Annotated in this window: 16 protein-coding genes; 7 read left to right on the forward strand and 9 right to left on the reverse strand. The window is 71.7% G+C overall.

Annotated elements, in window-relative coordinates; translation table 11 throughout:
* The 5 genes from QMK24_RS35215 to QMK24_RS35235 form a co-directional block, all read right to left on the reverse strand.
* Nucleotides 1-462: MFS transporter (locus QMK24_RS35215; RefSeq protein WP_283470939.1), on the reverse strand; the 462-nt coding region annotated here is incomplete at its 3' end.
* The gene (locus QMK24_RS35220) at nt 452-1,231 is read right to left on the reverse strand and encodes a TIGR04283 family arsenosugar biosynthesis glycosyltransferase (protein WP_283470940.1); all 780 of its coding nucleotides are present in this window, start codon (nt 1,229-1,231) and stop codon (nt 452-454) included. The genes QMK24_RS35220 and QMK24_RS35215, both read right to left, overlap by 11 nt.
* Nucleotide 1,232: 1 nt before the next feature.
* On the reverse strand, nt 1,233-1,916 hold the full coding sequence (locus tag QMK24_RS35225; protein WP_283470941.1) for a TIGR04282 family arsenosugar biosynthesis glycosyltransferase: 684 nt from the start codon (nt 1,914-1,916) through the stop codon (nt 1,233-1,235).
* Entirely contained in the window at nt 1,913-2,701 is a 789-nt protein-coding gene (locus QMK24_RS35230) for an MTAP family purine nucleoside phosphorylase (RefSeq protein WP_283470942.1), read from the reverse strand. The genes QMK24_RS35225 and QMK24_RS35230 overlap by 4 nt, the downstream gene beginning before the upstream one ends.
* 36 nt (nt 2,702-2,737) lie before the next feature.
* The gene (locus tag QMK24_RS35235; RefSeq protein WP_283470943.1) at nt 2,738-4,162 is read right to left on the reverse strand and encodes a radical SAM domain-containing protein; all 1,425 of its coding nucleotides are present in this window, start codon (nt 4,160-4,162) and stop codon (nt 2,738-2,740) included.
* Nucleotides 4,163-4,491: 329 nt separating this feature from the next.
* On the opposite strand from QMK24_RS35235, the gene QMK24_RS35240 reads away from it, so the two are divergent.
* A complete protein-coding gene (locus QMK24_RS35240) occupies nt 4,492-5,562 on the forward strand; it encodes a methyltransferase domain-containing protein (protein ID WP_283470944.1) in 1,071 nt (356 codons plus the stop codon).
* A gap of 54 nt (nt 5,563-5,616) precedes the next feature.
* On the opposite strand, the gene QMK24_RS35245 is transcribed toward QMK24_RS35240, so the two are convergent.
* Together QMK24_RS35245 and QMK24_RS35250 are read right to left on the reverse strand one after the other, a co-directional pair.
* A complete protein-coding gene (locus QMK24_RS35245) occupies nt 5,617-6,141 on the reverse strand; it encodes a MauE/DoxX family redox-associated membrane protein (RefSeq protein ID WP_283470945.1) in 525 nt (174 codons plus the stop codon).
* Nucleotides 6,138-7,556, reverse strand: a complete 1,419-nt coding sequence (locus tag QMK24_RS35250) for a dihydrolipoyl dehydrogenase family protein (protein ID WP_283470946.1) — start codon at nt 7,554-7,556, stop codon at nt 6,138-6,140. Before QMK24_RS35250 ends, QMK24_RS35245 begins: the two co-directional genes overlap by 4 nt.
* A 197-nt stretch (nt 7,557-7,753) precedes the next feature.
* Here QMK24_RS35250 and QMK24_RS35255 point away from each other — a divergent pair, with 197 nt between their 5' ends.
* Nucleotides 7,754-8,167: a DUF427 domain-containing protein gene (locus QMK24_RS35255; RefSeq protein WP_283470947.1), complete on the forward strand. Its 414-nt coding sequence runs from the start codon at nt 7,754-7,756 to the stop codon at nt 8,165-8,167.
* Here the strand turns inward: QMK24_RS35255 and QMK24_RS35260 are convergent.
* Nucleotides 8,154-8,474: a hypothetical protein gene (locus QMK24_RS35260; RefSeq protein WP_283470948.1), complete on the reverse strand. Its 321-nt coding sequence runs from the start codon at nt 8,472-8,474 to the stop codon at nt 8,154-8,156. The genes QMK24_RS35255 and QMK24_RS35260 overlap by 14 nt on opposite strands.
* 178 nt (nt 8,475-8,652) lie before the next feature.
* Between QMK24_RS35260 and QMK24_RS35265 the strand changes: the two genes are divergently transcribed.
* Genes QMK24_RS35265 through QMK24_RS35285 form a run of 5 tightly spaced genes read left to right on the forward strand, consistent with a single transcriptional unit; the run spans nt 8,653 to nt 12,319 of the window.
* Nucleotides 8,653-9,345 carry a Crp/Fnr family transcriptional regulator gene (locus QMK24_RS35265; protein ID WP_283470967.1) on the forward strand — a complete coding sequence of 231 codons (693 nt, stop codon included), beginning with the start codon at nt 8,653-8,655 and terminating at the stop codon, nt 9,343-9,345.
* 43 nt (nt 9,346-9,388) lie between these two features.
* Nucleotides 9,389-9,721 carry a glutaredoxin domain-containing protein gene (locus tag QMK24_RS35270; protein WP_283470949.1) on the forward strand — a complete coding sequence of 111 codons (333 nt, stop codon included), beginning with the start codon at nt 9,389-9,391 and terminating at the stop codon, nt 9,719-9,721.
* Between the two features lie 7 nt (nt 9,722-9,728).
* Nucleotides 9,729-10,484, forward strand: coding sequence for a cytochrome c biogenesis CcdA family protein (locus QMK24_RS35275; RefSeq protein WP_283470950.1), 756 nt, complete (start codon nt 9,729-9,731; stop codon nt 10,482-10,484).
* Nucleotides 10,485-10,507: 23 nt separating this feature from the next.
* On the forward strand, nt 10,508-11,089 hold the full coding sequence (locus QMK24_RS35280) for a TlpA family protein disulfide reductase (RefSeq protein ID WP_283470951.1): 582 nt from the start codon (nt 10,508-10,510) through the stop codon (nt 11,087-11,089).
* Between the two features lie 15 nt (nt 11,090-11,104).
* Nucleotides 11,105-12,319, forward strand: coding sequence for a DUF3179 domain-containing protein (locus QMK24_RS35285; RefSeq protein ID WP_283470952.1), 1,215 nt, complete (start codon nt 11,105-11,107; stop codon nt 12,317-12,319).
* 20 nt (nt 12,320-12,339) lie between these two features.
* Here QMK24_RS35285 and QMK24_RS35290 read toward each other — a convergent pair whose 3' ends face one another.
* Nucleotides 12,340-14,211: a TIM-barrel domain-containing protein gene (locus QMK24_RS35290; RefSeq protein WP_283470953.1), complete on the reverse strand. Its 1,872-nt coding sequence runs from the start codon at nt 14,209-14,211 to the stop codon at nt 12,340-12,342.
* Between the last annotated feature and the right edge of the window lie 160 nt (nt 14,212-14,371).

A 14,371-nucleotide genomic window follows, 5' to 3' on the forward strand; every position in this document is an offset into this window, starting at 1 on the left:
GGAAAGTTCACGAAGGACTGGCTCGACCCCCAGGTGTGGATGCTCATCGAGCAGTCCTGTCACCTGGGCCGGGTCGGGTCGAGCTGTGCCGCGAAAAAAGCCGAGGCCGTCCGCAGAACCTCGTTCGGCGGTGAGCATGGTGAACGCGGCGTACCACAGCAGGGTGAGCACGAACAGGCGCCGTCTGCCGAAGCGGTCGGTGAGCCAGCCGCCCGACAGGGCGCCGATCAGGATCCCGCTCAGCCACACGGCCAAGATCGCGTCCTGCTGGAACACCGAGGCGTGGAAGTGCTCGCCGAGCGGGCCGACCGCGTTGCCGAACAGTTGGACTTCCAGGGAGTCGAAGAGCCAGCCGGCGCCGAGCGCCACCAGGATCGTGGTGTGCAGGCCGTTCCACGGCAGCTTGTCGACGCGGGCCGCGAGATCGGCGGCACGGGCAGGAGGCGCGGGTTCACTCGTCATGGGCTGGGAACCCGCCGGCCCCGGGGATCCTTCCCGTCGGGGCCGGCGGTGTCGTCGTCCGATGGGGGTTTCGGCGCAGTGTCAGGTGCGGTCCGGCGGCGTAGCGGCGGCGGATGCGCTCGGGGTCGACGCCGGCGAAATACAGCAGCTTGAGGTACTGCATGAAGGCGATCATGCGCCAGGTGCCGTGCTCGGTGAACCGGCGCGCCGAGGCCGTCGAGGTGGCGTCGAGGACGCACAGGCGCCCGGCCCGGTGCAGGCGCCGGGACATCTCCAGGTCCTCCATGATGGCCAGGTCGGGGAAGCCTTCGAGTTCGTCGAAGACGGTGCGGCGGGTGAACATCGCCTGGTCGCCGAAGACCTGGTGCAGTCGCCGTGCGCGGGCGTTGGAGGTGAAGGCGAGGTAGTCCAGGCCCAGGGTTCGCCGGTCGAAGCGCAGGGTCAGGCCGCCGCCGGACACCTGCGGGTCGGTGAGGGCGGCGCGGATCTGGTCGAGGGCGGCCGGGTCGATGGCGGTGTCCGCGTGGACGAACCACAGGATGTCGCCGGTGGCGTGGCGGGCGCCCTCGTTCATCTGCCGGGCGCGCCCGCGCGGGGTGTGCACCACGGTGGCCAGCGGCGCTGCCAGTTCGGCGGTGGCGTCGCTGCTGCCGCCGTCGACCACGATCAGCTCGCAGTCGGGGAAGTCCCGGGCAAGGCGGGTCAGGGACGCCTCGATGGTGGTGGCCTCGTTCAGGACCGGGACGATGATCGACACGCGGTGCTTCATGTCAGGCGCCTGAGGGGGTCGACGCGGCCTGGGGTGAGCGCAGGAGGTCGGCGACCGAGGTGGGGAGCAGCGGGTCTGTGAGGAGGGCGGCGGCGTCCTGGGGGGTGTCCAGGTCGCGCAGCACGGGCAGCAGGTGGGTTCGCAGCCGTTGCCGGTGGGCGAGGTCGAGGGTGGCGGCCAGCACGTGGTTCCCGCTCCACAGGTCCGGGTCGAGGGCGAACAGCCGGGTGTGGGGGCGGTTCATGCCGATCAGGTAGTAGCCGCCGTCCAGCGCTAGTCCCAGCACCGCGTCGCTCCCACTGGCCAGCGCCCCCAGCGCGGCCGTGAGGAGGTCGCCGGTCAGGGTCGGCGCGTCGGTGCCCACGACCAGCAGCGGCCCTGCGTGTTTCGCGAAGACGTCGTCCACGGCGGCTGCCAGCCGTTGACCGAGGTGGTGGCCGCGCTGGGGCAGCAGGCGGACCTCGGCGGGGACGAGCGCGCGCAGGCCGTCCCGGGCGTCGGGCGGGTCGAACGCGAGGTAGGTGCGCAGGTCGTGGTGTGTCGTCAGGTCGACGGTGTGGGTGATGAGCGCGGCCTGTAGGGCCGCGCACCCGGTCGGGCCGAGCAGCGGGTGCAGTCTGGTCTTGACCTCGCCCGGGCGCGGGGCCTTCGCCATCACCAGCACGGCCGCCTCGGGGGTGCTCATGCGTCGAACCGGTAGACGAAGCCGGCCGCCGCCGCCGTGTCCAGTCCCGGCAGCGCGTGCTCGGCCAGGGCGGTGAACACCTGCGTGCTCGAGGCCATCCGGGCCAGCAGCGCCTCCACCGGTTCCGGGGCGGGCGCAACCCCGTTGGCGTAGTCGGTGACGTAGCCGACCAGGGCCATGGGCAGTTCGGCCTCGCCGGCCAGGACCACCTCGGGACCGGCGGTCTGGCTGACCGCGGTGACGCCCGCCCGGGCCAGGGCGGCGATCTCGCTGCGGCTGTTGAAGCGGGGCCCGTCCACGTGTCCATAGGTGCCCCGGGCCAGGACCGGCGCGCCTGTGTGGGCGGCGGCGGCGATCAGGTGCTGGCGCAGCGGCTCGCTGAACGGGGCCTCGAAGATCCAGTGGCCTCGGCCCGGTGCGCCGGGGGTGTCGTACCAGGTGCAGGGGCTGCCGTCGGGCAGCCGGTTGGAGGGGAAATACAGGTCGTCGAAGACCACCAGTGATCCGGGCTCGGCGGCCAGGTCGACGGCGCCGCAGACGGTGAAGGAGACTAGGGCCTGCACGTGGCAGGCGAGCAGCGCGGCGAGGTTGGCCCGGTGTTCGACCTGGTGGGACAACCGGTGGTGCCCGGCTCCGTGTCGGGACAGGTGCACCACCTCGGCGTCCTTGATTCGGCCCTCGGTAACCGTGACGTCGCCGAACTCGGTTGCCACCGTCCGCTCACACGCTTCGTCCAGGGAAGGCCAGTCGTAGCTACCCGACCCGGTGATCACGCCGATCCGCACGCGAAATCCTCCTAGTTACAACGTTTTGATGGAATGTCAGGACCGGGTGGGCCGGATGGGAGGGTGGTGTCCGGTGCGGACCTCGACGATCGGGAGCAGGGTGCGCAGCGCCGCGTTCTCGGCCGGGTCGAGCACGCTGTGCTGGACGCAGGCGGGCACCAGCGTGCCGTCCTCGGGGTGCGCCATCGCGTAGTGACAGGCGGCCAGCCGCTCCTGGGTCTCGCGCAGCTTCGGGTCCGTGCTGGTCTCGCCGCTCTGCATCAGCTCCCACGCGGGCGCGACGTCGGCGGCGTCCATGAACTGGTGCATCACGAACGTGACCGACCGGACCTGACGGCGGCGCAGCAGGTCGCTGACGCCGACGCGGCGCACCGTACGGGCGAGCCAGCGCAGCGCGATCGCCACGGTGACCGGGTGACGTGCGATGACGCGGGCGAGCTTGGCCGCGAGCAGCATGGGCGGGGTGCCGGTGAAGCTCGCCTTCCCGAAGTAGCGGAAGAAGGCGTCGCGCACCGCGAGGTCGCGCGGATCCTGGCCGTCGAGGAACGGGTGCCAGCGCTCGCCCACGTAGAAGCCGTAGGCGGTGCGGTTGCAGCGCACATCGCCGTTCTCGAACACGTGGTAGTCCAGCGCGGTGCCGGCGCCGCGTTCGATCTCGGCCCACACCGCGTCCGGGGTCGCGTCGCGGTAGTGCTCCTTCCAGCGCCGCTCGTCACCGATGAACGCGGCCGGCTGGAAGGAGAACATGCCGTAGCCCATGGCATGGCAGTCGCGGATGACGCCTGCGCCCTCGTCCAGGTTGCCGGGGGTGACGGTCATGTTGTGGGCGAGGAAGGAGCGCACGCCGTGCTCGCGGCGCAGCGTGGCGAACATGTCGGCGAAGCGCCGGCGGTATGGGTTGAGGGCCTGCTCGCTGGGCGGGCGTTCGATGCCGCGCCGCCCGTACATGAACTTGTCGAAGTGCGCGGCGAAGGACAGCCGCTCGAAGCGCCGCCGGCCGTCGGGGCCGAGCGCCAGCGCGGTGAGGTACTCCTGGTCGAAGTCGCCGTGGGTGAAGCTCATCGGCTCCCGGCCCATCTCGCGCATGACGGCCAGGGTGGCGGCGTGGTCGTCCGGGGCCAGCAGGCTCACCTCGCCGCCGATGAGCTGGGTGTGGGCGCGTGGCCCCCGCAGCTTGCGCAGCAGGCCCATCTGGGCGGCGACCTGTTCGCGGGTGTGCGGCCCGTCCACCCGGACCCGGTTGGCGTCACGGGAGTGGTAGCACGGCGTGCAGGCCAGGTTGCACTTGGGAAAGACGCCGTGGGTGCCCTCGCAGCCGACACCGTGGCGGCCCAGGATCTGCCCGGGGGTCTTCACCACCTCGGGCAGTTCCGCCCACCGGCGCTCCATCGCCTCGACGAACTCCGGATCGGCCGGTCTGGTCGCGCGTTCGACCGCGCGCAGCGTCGCCATCAGTCCCATCTCGTCACTCTCCGTCTTCTTAGCTAGGGCAGTCGCGGCCGGCTTCGCGCATCACCGGGTGGCGCCTGGCACCGGATCCGGATTCACCGGCGGCGTGTGACGGGAACCCGCCGGGGCCATCCCTTCCTTCCCTTCGGGCGCTCCGGTTTCACGAGGCTCCACCCGGTCGGCGTCGGCCTTCGGCCCCCGGTTTCGCGCCGCAGGCACGGGGAACCGCTCCGAGGGGAATGCGGGGTGTCGACCGACGGGTTTCCGGCCCGACCACGGTGCCCGGCAGCGCCACACCTCGACCCTGGCCGCACCGTCCCGCTCACCACCTGAGGAGAGACATGGCACCCGACGTCACGGCCGCCGCGGACGTTCCCTCGCTCACGGACGCGGTCCGTGACTACTACGGCAAGGTACTCGCCTCCACGGCGGATCTGCAGACCTCGGCCTGCTGCACGGCCCAGGCGCCGATGCGGCACGTGGCCGAGGCGCTCGGGAACGTGCACGACGAGGTCAAGGACCGCTTCTACGGCTGCGGCTCGCCGATACCCCCCGCGCTGGAGGGCCTCACCGTGCTGGATCTGGGCTGCGGCAGCGGCCGGGACTGCTACGTGCTCTGCCAGCTCGTCGGGCCGAACGGCCGGGTCATCGGCGTCGACATGACCGACGAGCAGCTGGCCGTGGCCAACCGCCACCTGGGCTACCATGCGGACAAGTTCGGCTACGCCAACGTGGAGTTCAAGCACGGCTACATCGAGGACCTCGGGGCCGTTGGGCTCGCCGACTGCTCCGTGGACCTGGTCGTCTCCAACTGCGTCCTCAACCTCTCCCCGGACAAGCCCCGCGTTTTCCAGGAGATCTTCCGGGTGCTGAAGCCGGGCGGCGAGCTCTACTTCTCCGACGTCTTCGCCGATCGGCGCATCCCCGCCGCGCTCCTGGACGACCCGGTGCTGGTCGGCGAGTGTCTGAGCGGCGCGCTCTACGAGGAGGACTTCCGGCGCATCATGGCGCGCTCCGGCTGCGCGGACGCGCGCGTCGTGTCCAGCACGCCACTGACGATCAGCAACCCGGACATCGAACAGAAGATCGGGTACGTCGCGTTCTCGTCACGGACCATCCGAGCCTTCAGCCTTCCCCTGGAAGACCGCTGCGAGGACTTCGGGCAGGTCGCGACCTACCGCGGCACTCTCACCGGGCATCCGCACGCCTTTGACCTGGACGACCACCACCGGTTCCACACCGGCAAACCCATGCTGGTCTGCGGCAACACCGCGGACATGCTCAGCCGGACCCGCTACGCGCAGCATTTCGACGTCATCGGCGAGAAGACCACCCACTTCGGCCTCTTCCCGTGCGGACCCTCGGATCAGCCGTCGGCGGGCGCGGCGAGCACAGGGGCCGGCTGCTGCTGAGAACCGGCTGCTCCCGAGGCGGGATCTGCGCGGCGGTGACCGGGGCCCAGACGGTCACCGCCGCTGCTCGTGTTCGGCCCGGGCCGCCGGGGTGCGGCGGACGCCGCGCAGCAGCAGCACGGCGTAGAACAGGGTCAGGGCGTCCTGCAGCAGGGTGAACCAGCTCAGCCGCTGGGACAGGTACACCCCGAAGCAGCCGCAGTTGGGCACGCTCACCCCCCGCGCGAAAGCCTGCACCGCCAGCACGCTCCACACCACCGACACCGCCACGTACGCCCACACCGGGGCGAGCGCCCGCGAGCGTGGCCGCGCCAGGAACCACACCCCGCTCACCAACTCACCCGCGATCAACGCTGCGGCCAGCGTGGCCGCCGCCCCCGTGACCAACTCGTAGGCGCCCAGCAGCGCGGGCATGTGGCGGAAGGAGACGAGCTGGCCCACCCCCATGCCGGTGTACACCGCGCCGAGAACCAGCCGCAGCACCGTGCCCCCGAGGCCGGACCTCGCCGAACCGCGGGGAAGGGCGGCGGCCCGGCCGGATGCCTCATCGGTGTGTCCGGGCACAGGTGTCGTGTTCATCGGTTCGTCCATCGGCGCAACCCCAGCAGGGTGTCGGTGGCCCAGCGCGTGCGAGGCTGGGCCAGGCGGTCGTACACCTCGGCGAGTGCGGCGTGCCAGGGCCCGTCGGCGTAGGTGGGGTACGGGTGGACGGTCGCCGCCAACTTGGACGGGGTCCAGCCCAGCCGTACCGCGGTGGCCAGGTGCGCGATCGTCTCGCCGGCGCGGGGGGCAACCACGGTGGCGCCGACGATCCGGCCGCGCGGGTCGAGCACCAGGCGGGTGAAGCCGTCGGCGCGGTCGTCGGCCACCGCGCGGTCGACGCGGTCGTGCTCCAGCGTGCGGACGCGGGTCCGGGCCCCGAACGCCTGGTGGGCCTCGTTCGCCGTCAGCCCCACGCGGGCCACCTCGGGGTCGGTGAACGTCACCCAGGGCACCGCCCGGTAGTCGATCCGGCGGCGCACCCCCAGCAGCACGTGCGTCACTACGGAGGCGGCCTGGACCCCGGCCAGATGCGTGAAGGCCGAGCGCCCGGTGACGTCGCCGGCCGCGTAGATCCTTGGATTGGTGGTGCGTAGCCGGTCGTCCACCCGCACCTGGCCGTGCTCCAAGGCCACACCGGCGGCGGCCTCCGGGGCCAGGGAGGCGGTGTCGGGTGTGCGTCCGGTGGTGACCAGCAGCTGGTCGAACGGCAGCGCGCCGCCGGCGTGGTGCAGGGCGCCGCCGCGGACCTTCTCGGCGCGCAGGCCGGTGAGCACAGTGACGCCCTCGTCCGCCAGCTGCCTGCGGATCAGTTCGCTCGCGTGCGGCTCCTCGCGCGGCAGGGGCCGGTCCAGAGCCTCGACGATCGTCACCCGTGATCCGAGGCGGGCGAATGCCTGCCCCAGTTCGCAGCCGATCGGCCCGCCGCCCAGTACCACCAGCCGCCGTGGCAACTGCTCAAGCGTCCACACGCTGTCGCTGGTCAGCGGTACCGCCTCGGCGAGCCCCGGCACGGGCGGCAGAGCCGGGGCCGAGCCGGTGGCGATCACCGCGTACCGGAACCGGATCCGGCGCCCGCCGGCGTCGAGGGTGCGAGGCCCGGCGAAGCGGGCCTCGCCGTGGGCCACGTCCACCCCCAGCGCGGCGAGCGCCTCGGCGGAGTCGTGCGGCTCGATCGCCGCGATCGCCCGCCGCACGGACACCATGACCGCCGCCAGGTCCACCGGGCCCTGAACCGCGCCCAGCCCGTACCGGTCGACGCGGCGCGCGGCGTGCACCTCGGCGGCGACGTGCAGCAGCGCCTTGCTGGGCACGCATCCGGTCCACAGGCAGTCCCCGCCCAGGCGGTCACGCTCGACCAGCACGGCGCGCGCCCCCAGCCGGGCGGCCATGCGCGCGGCGGTCAGCCCGGCGCTGCCGCCGCCGACCACCACCAGGTCGTAGCTCTCGCTCACCCGCGACTCCTTCTGCTCGGGCAGGCCGCCCTGGCCGGCGGCTCGGTTGAGGAACCCGCCCGGACCGCCCGGTCCTTCCACCCCGGCGCCGACGATTTCCAGCGAGTGCGGGGCACTGCCACACAGATGGAAGGCGAGGCAGGGCTACCGGGTTTCCGCCACCAGCATGAACCGGCGAGCGAGCGAGGAGGCGCACGATGACCTATCGGGCCACATGGAACGGCCAGGTGATCGCGGAGAGCGACCGCACCGTGAAGATCGAGGGCAACCAGTACTTCCTGCCGGAGTCCCTGCGGAAGGAGCTCTTCACGCCCAGCGGTACCCATACCGTGTGCCCGTGGAAGGGCACGGCAAGCTACTACACGCTCACCGTGGACGGCCAGACGAACCCGGACGCCGCCTGGTACTATCCCACTCCCTCCCCAGCCGCGCAGCAGATCCGCGGCCATGTCGCGTTCTGGCACGGCGTCAAGGTCCAGCGGGTCAACGAAGCGCGTCCGGACGGCCGCACCCGCGCCGACCTCGTCGTGGTGGCGGCGGCTCACGGCGGGCATCCGCTCGTAGCGCTCGCCGGTGCCCGCTGGGTCCCTTGCGGGGTCAGCGTGCCTTGACGGCGGCGATGCGCCGCAGCGGCACCGGCAAGGCGACGTGGGCGGCGGCCAGTGCGTGAAGCCACCGGCGTGCCGCGCGCAGCCGGGCTGGCGAGATGCCGGGGAGGTAGAGCGAGGACAGGAGCAGGTCGGCGTCTGCCGGGGTGCGGAGCGGGTAGGCGAAGCGGCGCTTCCGGTCGTCGGCCAGGCGCAGCCCCGCGGCGCCGAGCAGGAGCGGCAGGGTGCGCGCACCCAGGACTTGCCTCTCGGCTGACCCCTGCCCGACGCGCCCCGGCCGTACGACACGGCACGCCCAGGCCGCAATCAAACGTCCACCGGCGGAGTCTTCATCACCTGCAAGGGACAGCAGCGCAACCGCCCGGGGTCAATCAGCCCCAAGGTCGCCCGCGCGCTCGACAGAACGAACACTGTCGGTGAGTCGACAGTCTCAGCCACCGCACCGGGTCCGCGTGCCTACAGTGACTGCTATGAGAGATTTGTTGGGTATGCGGGCGCCTGATCCAGCGGCGGTGCGTACGGCTGCCTGGGTGGCGCGTTGTGTCGGCCGTGGGGAGAACGCGCCGCTGCACGCTGACGATCTCGCCGCCATCGCCCGTTTCGTCCAACCTCGAGCGGTAAAGGCCGGAGCGGTTCTGTTTCACGCGGGGAGCCGGCCAGAGGGAGTGTGGATCATCCGGAACGGCACCGTCGAGCTCACGGTCGGCTCCGGCGCGCGCCGGGTCGCCGTCGCGCTGCTCCACCCGGGCGACGTCGACGGCGACATCCAGCTCCTGCTGGGCATGCCGCCGCCCTACACCGCCCGCGCGGTGGACGACGTGGATGCCCTCTACCTGGACGGGAGCGCCTTCGACGGGCTGCTGAGCGCCCACCCGGCCATCGCCCGTCGCTGGCTGACCTCAGTGGCGGGCCGCACCTCCGGCTCGCAGAACCGCATCCTGGAGCTGCTCGGCGCCAACCTGACCGAGCAAGCCGCCCGCCTGCTGCTCGCCGAGGCCGAGCCCCAAACCAGCACCGTGCACCTGCCTCAGCAAGTGCTGTCCGCAATGCTCGGTGTCCAGCGCACCAGCCTCAACAAGGTCCTGCGCGACCTCGAACGCGAGGGTGTCATCGAGCTGGGCTACCGCGCCGTCCGCATCCGCGACGCCGACCGGCTGGCGAAATACGCCCACCGCCCCTGACGGAACCCGCCCCGAACCCGCCCCGAAGCCACAGGAGATCCCGGTGACCGCGAACCGCGACGAGGTAGTCGTCTACTGGCGGGCGGGCTGTGGCTACTGCGCGCTGCTCCAGCTGGGGCTGCGCCGCGCGCGGCTGCCGTTCCGGCTGGTCGACATCTGGAAGGACCAGCAGGCGGCAGCGTTCGTCCGCTCGGTGGCGAACGGGAACGAGACCGTACCCACCGTGACGGTGGCGGGCGTGGCGATGGTCGCCCCTATGCCCGGCCAGGTTCTTGCGGCGGTCGCTGAGCACGCGCCCCAGTTGCTGCCGCCCGAGCGCCCCGCCCCCTGGTGGCGCCGCCTGCGTCCAGCGCGCGACGCGCGCGCCAGGAGGTGAGCGCGTTATGGGCACCGGCGGTGTCGGCTACCTCGCAGCGTTCGGCGGCGGCCTGGTGTCGTTCCTGTCACCGTGCGTGCTGCCCATCGTGCCCGCGTACCTGTCACTGATCACCGGGCTCAGCGTCCAAGAACTGGCGGAAGGCGGCCGGCTGCACCTGGGCCGCGTCGTACGGACGACCGGCGGGTTCATCAGCGGCTTCTCCGCCGTCTTCATCGCGCTGGGGATGTCCGCGACCGTGCTGGGCCACAGCCTGATCCACCATCAGGTGCTGCTCACCCGGGTCTCGGGACTCGTGGTGCTGGCGATGGCGCTGTTCCTGGCGGCCGCCCTGGTGCTGAGCCGGCCGTGGCTGCAGGGCGAGATACGCTGGCACCCGCAGCTGTCGAAGTTCGGGCCGCTGGCCGCGCCGGTGGCGGGGATAGCGTTCGGCTTCGGCTGGACGCCATGCATCGGGCCGGTGCTCGCCTCGGTGCTGGCGCTTGCCGCGACCCAGCACGGAGCCGCCACCGGCGGACTGCTGCTCGCCACGTACTCGCTAGGGCTGGGTGTCCCGTTCCTGGCCGTCGGGCTGCTGTACGGACGGCTCCTCGGCGTGCTGGGCTGGGTGCGCCGCCACGCGTTCGCCATCACCCTGACTTCGACCCTGCTGATGGCCGGCTTCGGGGTCCTGCTCACCCTCGACCGCCTCATCTGGGTCACCAGCCAACTGCAGAACCTGGCCCGTGCCCTGGGCCTGGGACGCCTCGTCGTCCTGGGCTGACCGCGACGGCAAAGGAGGCCATCATGTTCACTCATCCTCCACCCCGCCGACGGCGGCTGATGGGAGCAGTCGTCGTCGCAGTGGCCACACTCGTGCTCGTCGTCACCGGGCTGTTCGCCTTTGGCGGCAGCGGGCGCAAGCCCGCGGGGACGTCCACCTCACCCACCGCCTTCGCCCTCCCCAGGCTGAGCGGCCCCGGCCTGGTCCGGCTCGCCGACTTCCACGGACGGCCCGTCGTGGTCAACTTCTTCGCCTCCTGGTGCACCGCCTGCGACTTCGAACTCCCCGGCTTCGCCCACGTGTCGACCGAGCTCCAAGGCGAGGTCACGTTCGTCGGCGTGGACTCGCTGGAGACCGGCGATCCCGGCTACATGCCGACGCGGCATCACATCACCTGGTGGCCACTGGCCCGAGACATCGGCGGGGCCAACGGCAGCGGACTGCACGACGCCCTCGGCGGCGGATCCGGCATGCCGATGACCGCCTTCTACGACTCCGGCGGCAAGCTGCTCGCCGTCCAGCGCGGTGCCCTGCCCGAGGACGCGCTCCGCACCGAGATCACCCAGCTGTACGGCATCCCTACGGCCACGCGGCCCGGTTCGTGATCGGAGGACCCCGCGATGCGTACCCGCTTCCCCCACCTGCCGCTGATCGTCGCTCTGGTCGTGCTGGCCCTGCTGGCCGGCGCCTGTACGGCACGGCGGACCACTTCGTCACACGCGGCCTCGGCACCAGTGACGCTCACTCAGATCGTGGCCGGCCCGCACGAGAACGTCGCCAGCGCCGCCCACCTCCCCACAGGGATCGGCCCGCTGACCGGGCCCGGCCTGCCGCAGCCCCTGGTGAACCCGGACGACATCCTCCCCGGCGGCCCGCCCCCGGACGGCATCCCCGCCATCGACCACCCGAAGTTCGAACGCACGGACACGGTGACGTGGATCCACGACCATGAACCCGTGCTCGCCCTCACCATCGGCGGTGAGTCCCGCGCATACCCCGTGCAGATCCTCATCTGGCACGAGATCGTCAACGACACCGTCGCCGGCACCCCGGTCTCCGTCACCTTCTGCCCGCTGTGCAACAGTGCACTCGCCTTCGACCGCCGCGCTGGTGGCCGGGTTCTCAGCTTCGGCACCTCCGGCAAGCTCTACAACTCCGACCTGGTCATGTATGACCGTCAGACCGAGTCCCTGTGGCCCCAGTTCCGAGGCCAAGCCGTAGCCGGCATCCTGACCGGCACCAACCTCACCGCCTACCCGGTCCAGACCATCTCCTGGACGCAGTGGCGCACGGCCCACCCCCACGACTGGGTCCTCAGCCGCGACACCGGTTTCACCCGCGACTACGGCACCAACCCCTACCCCGGCTACGACGACATCCACAGCTCCCCATTCCTCTTCAACGGCAAGACCGACGGACGCTACGCACCCAAGACCCATGTCGTCGGCATCCAGTCCGGCTCGGACGCCGTCGCCATCCCCACGGACTCCCTGCGCCGCCACCCGGTCATCGAGACCACCGTGGGCGGCCGGCCGGTCGATGTCTGGTTCACGCCCGGCACCAGATCACCACTGCAGGGCGAAGCCGTCGCGGGCGGCCAGGACATCGGCACCACCGGCGCGTTCAGCCCCGTCGCGGCCGGTCGCCAATTGCACTTCACCGCCACCACCAACGGCTTCCGCGACACCGAGACCGGCTCCACCTGGACCATCCTCGGCCACGCCACCGCCGGCCCACTCGCCGGAACCGACCTGAAACCCGTCCCCCACGTCGACACCTTCTGGTTCGCCTGGGCCGCCTTCCTGCCCGGCACCCGCGTCATCGACACCCCGTAGACGGTGCCGCAGGCAGCGGCTCACCGCGAGCTGGACCGGCCGGAGGGCAGCGGACAGGCGCCGGGCTGGTGCGGCGTGCGGTCGCGCATGAGCAGCGGGATGTGGTCGACCGGCGCGGGCACGCTCACGAGGGCCGGTCCGGTGTGCTCGGCGCCGGTCCAGTGGTCGCACCAGCGCCCGGCGGGGACGTACACCGACCGCTCCCGTTGGCCCGGCTGGGTCACCGGGGCGACGAGCACGTCGGGCCCGAGGAGGTACTCGTCCCCGATCCGGTAGGCCGCCGCATCGTCCGGGTAGTCGAGGAAGAGCGGCCGGGCCAGCGGCAGGCCCTGGGTGTGGGCGTCCGCGGCCAGGTCGTTCAGGTACGGCACGAGATCCTCGTGCAGCTGCGCGTAGGTACGGAAAGTCCGCAGGGTCTCGTCGTCGGTCCACAGGCCGACCGGCGCGCTCCCGGCGCCCAGCATGTCGCGCATGATCGGGGACAGAGCACCCAGCTCGAGCCACCTGATCCACAGCTCCCTCTCCGTCGGGACAGCCGCCTGGTCGAAGAAGCCGGCGATGTCCGGTCCCCAGTACGGCCAGCCCGAGATGCCTCCGCTGAGCATCGCGGGGACGACGGACGGCAGCCCGGTGTTCCGCTCCCAGCTGCGGGTCTGGTCGCAGGGCCAGCGCGCGGTCGCGTACTGCTGGCTGCCGTCGTAACCGGACCTGGTCAGGAACACCGTGGCGTCCGGCTTCACCCGCTGCGCCGCCTCCCGGACGATCCGGCCGTACAGCACCGGGTACTCGTTGTGGACCAACGCACCCGGAACACCACTCGCGTACACGCCGTCGACGGGAGCGTCCTCGCCGAAGTCCTGCATCGCCCCGTCGAAGCCCACCACCCGCAGGGCCCGCTCCACTCGGTCGCCAAACCAGCGTGCGGCGCCGGGATTGGTCAGGTCGACCAGCGATGACGTCTCGCCCATCAGGGAGCCCGTGATCGGACGGCCCGAGTGGTCGCTGACCAGGAACCCGGCGCCCTGGGCGTACGACCACGCGGCGGTGCCTTGGAGAACGAACGGATTGAGGTAGCCGAGCACCTTCAGGCCGCGTCGATGGAGGTCCGCCACCAGGCCGGGCAGGTCCGGATAGAGCCCGGGCGGGATCGGGCCGTAGATGTGCCACGGGTAGCCGAATCCCGACTCCTCGTCGACGGCGTCGTAGATCCACACGGCATCCGCCGGGATCCCGGCGGTGTCCAGGCGGGCGAGGTCCTCCCGCACCCGGTCCGAGCCGCCGATCAGGTTCTTCCACACTCCCAGCCCCCACGGCGGGGGCAGCGGCGGCCGTCCCACCACGGCGGCATGCTGCGCGAGCACCGCCGCGGGGGTGGGGCCGTGCAGCGTGTAGACGCGGACGTGCGACGCGGCGACGTCCACGGTCAAGCACCCGGGGTGGGTGGCCCCGACATCCCAGTGCGCCCGTGCGGGCGTGTCCAGGAGCAGGCCGTAACCGCGGCTGGAGAGCAGGAACGGCGTGGGCGAGTAGTTGGCGGTCGATGTCATCCCCTGCGGGGTGGTCCCCGCCCAGGTGTCCACAGCCTGGCCCACCAGATCCAGCGGGCCGAACCGTTCGCCGAGCCCGAACAGGTGCTCATCCGCCGCCAGGGGCCACCGCAGGTGCAGCGTCTGCGCGCCGCCGTCGGTGCTGGCGATGTCAGCCGCGCTCACGCCTGGCGCGAACGTGCCCGCTGCCGCGACCGGTCCGTGGGCGTGCTGGTCCTGAGAGGTCGTGGAGCACCAGCCGCGGGCGGAGTCCGACACGATGAAGAAGCCCGCCGTGACGACCAGCAGTATCGCGGTGGACCATCGCAGCGCCCGTGCCCGAAGGATGGCGCGGACGAAGTTCACTGGTAGACCGCTGTCGGGCCGTCAGCCGGATGTCGTCTCAGTCCCATATCTGAGAGTCGGCGTCCGGCGGTGCACGGATGAGCCGGTTCCCTCCTTCGGCCCACGTTCAGTTGATGCTGGGCTCGGCGTCCCGCGGCACCACGACCTCGAGGCGGGGCCT

This window comes from Streptomyces sp. PH10-H1 (assembly GCF_030063355.1).
In the GTDB taxonomy this organism is placed as follows: Bacteria; Actinomycetota; Actinomycetes; order Streptomycetales; family Streptomycetaceae; genus Actinacidiphila.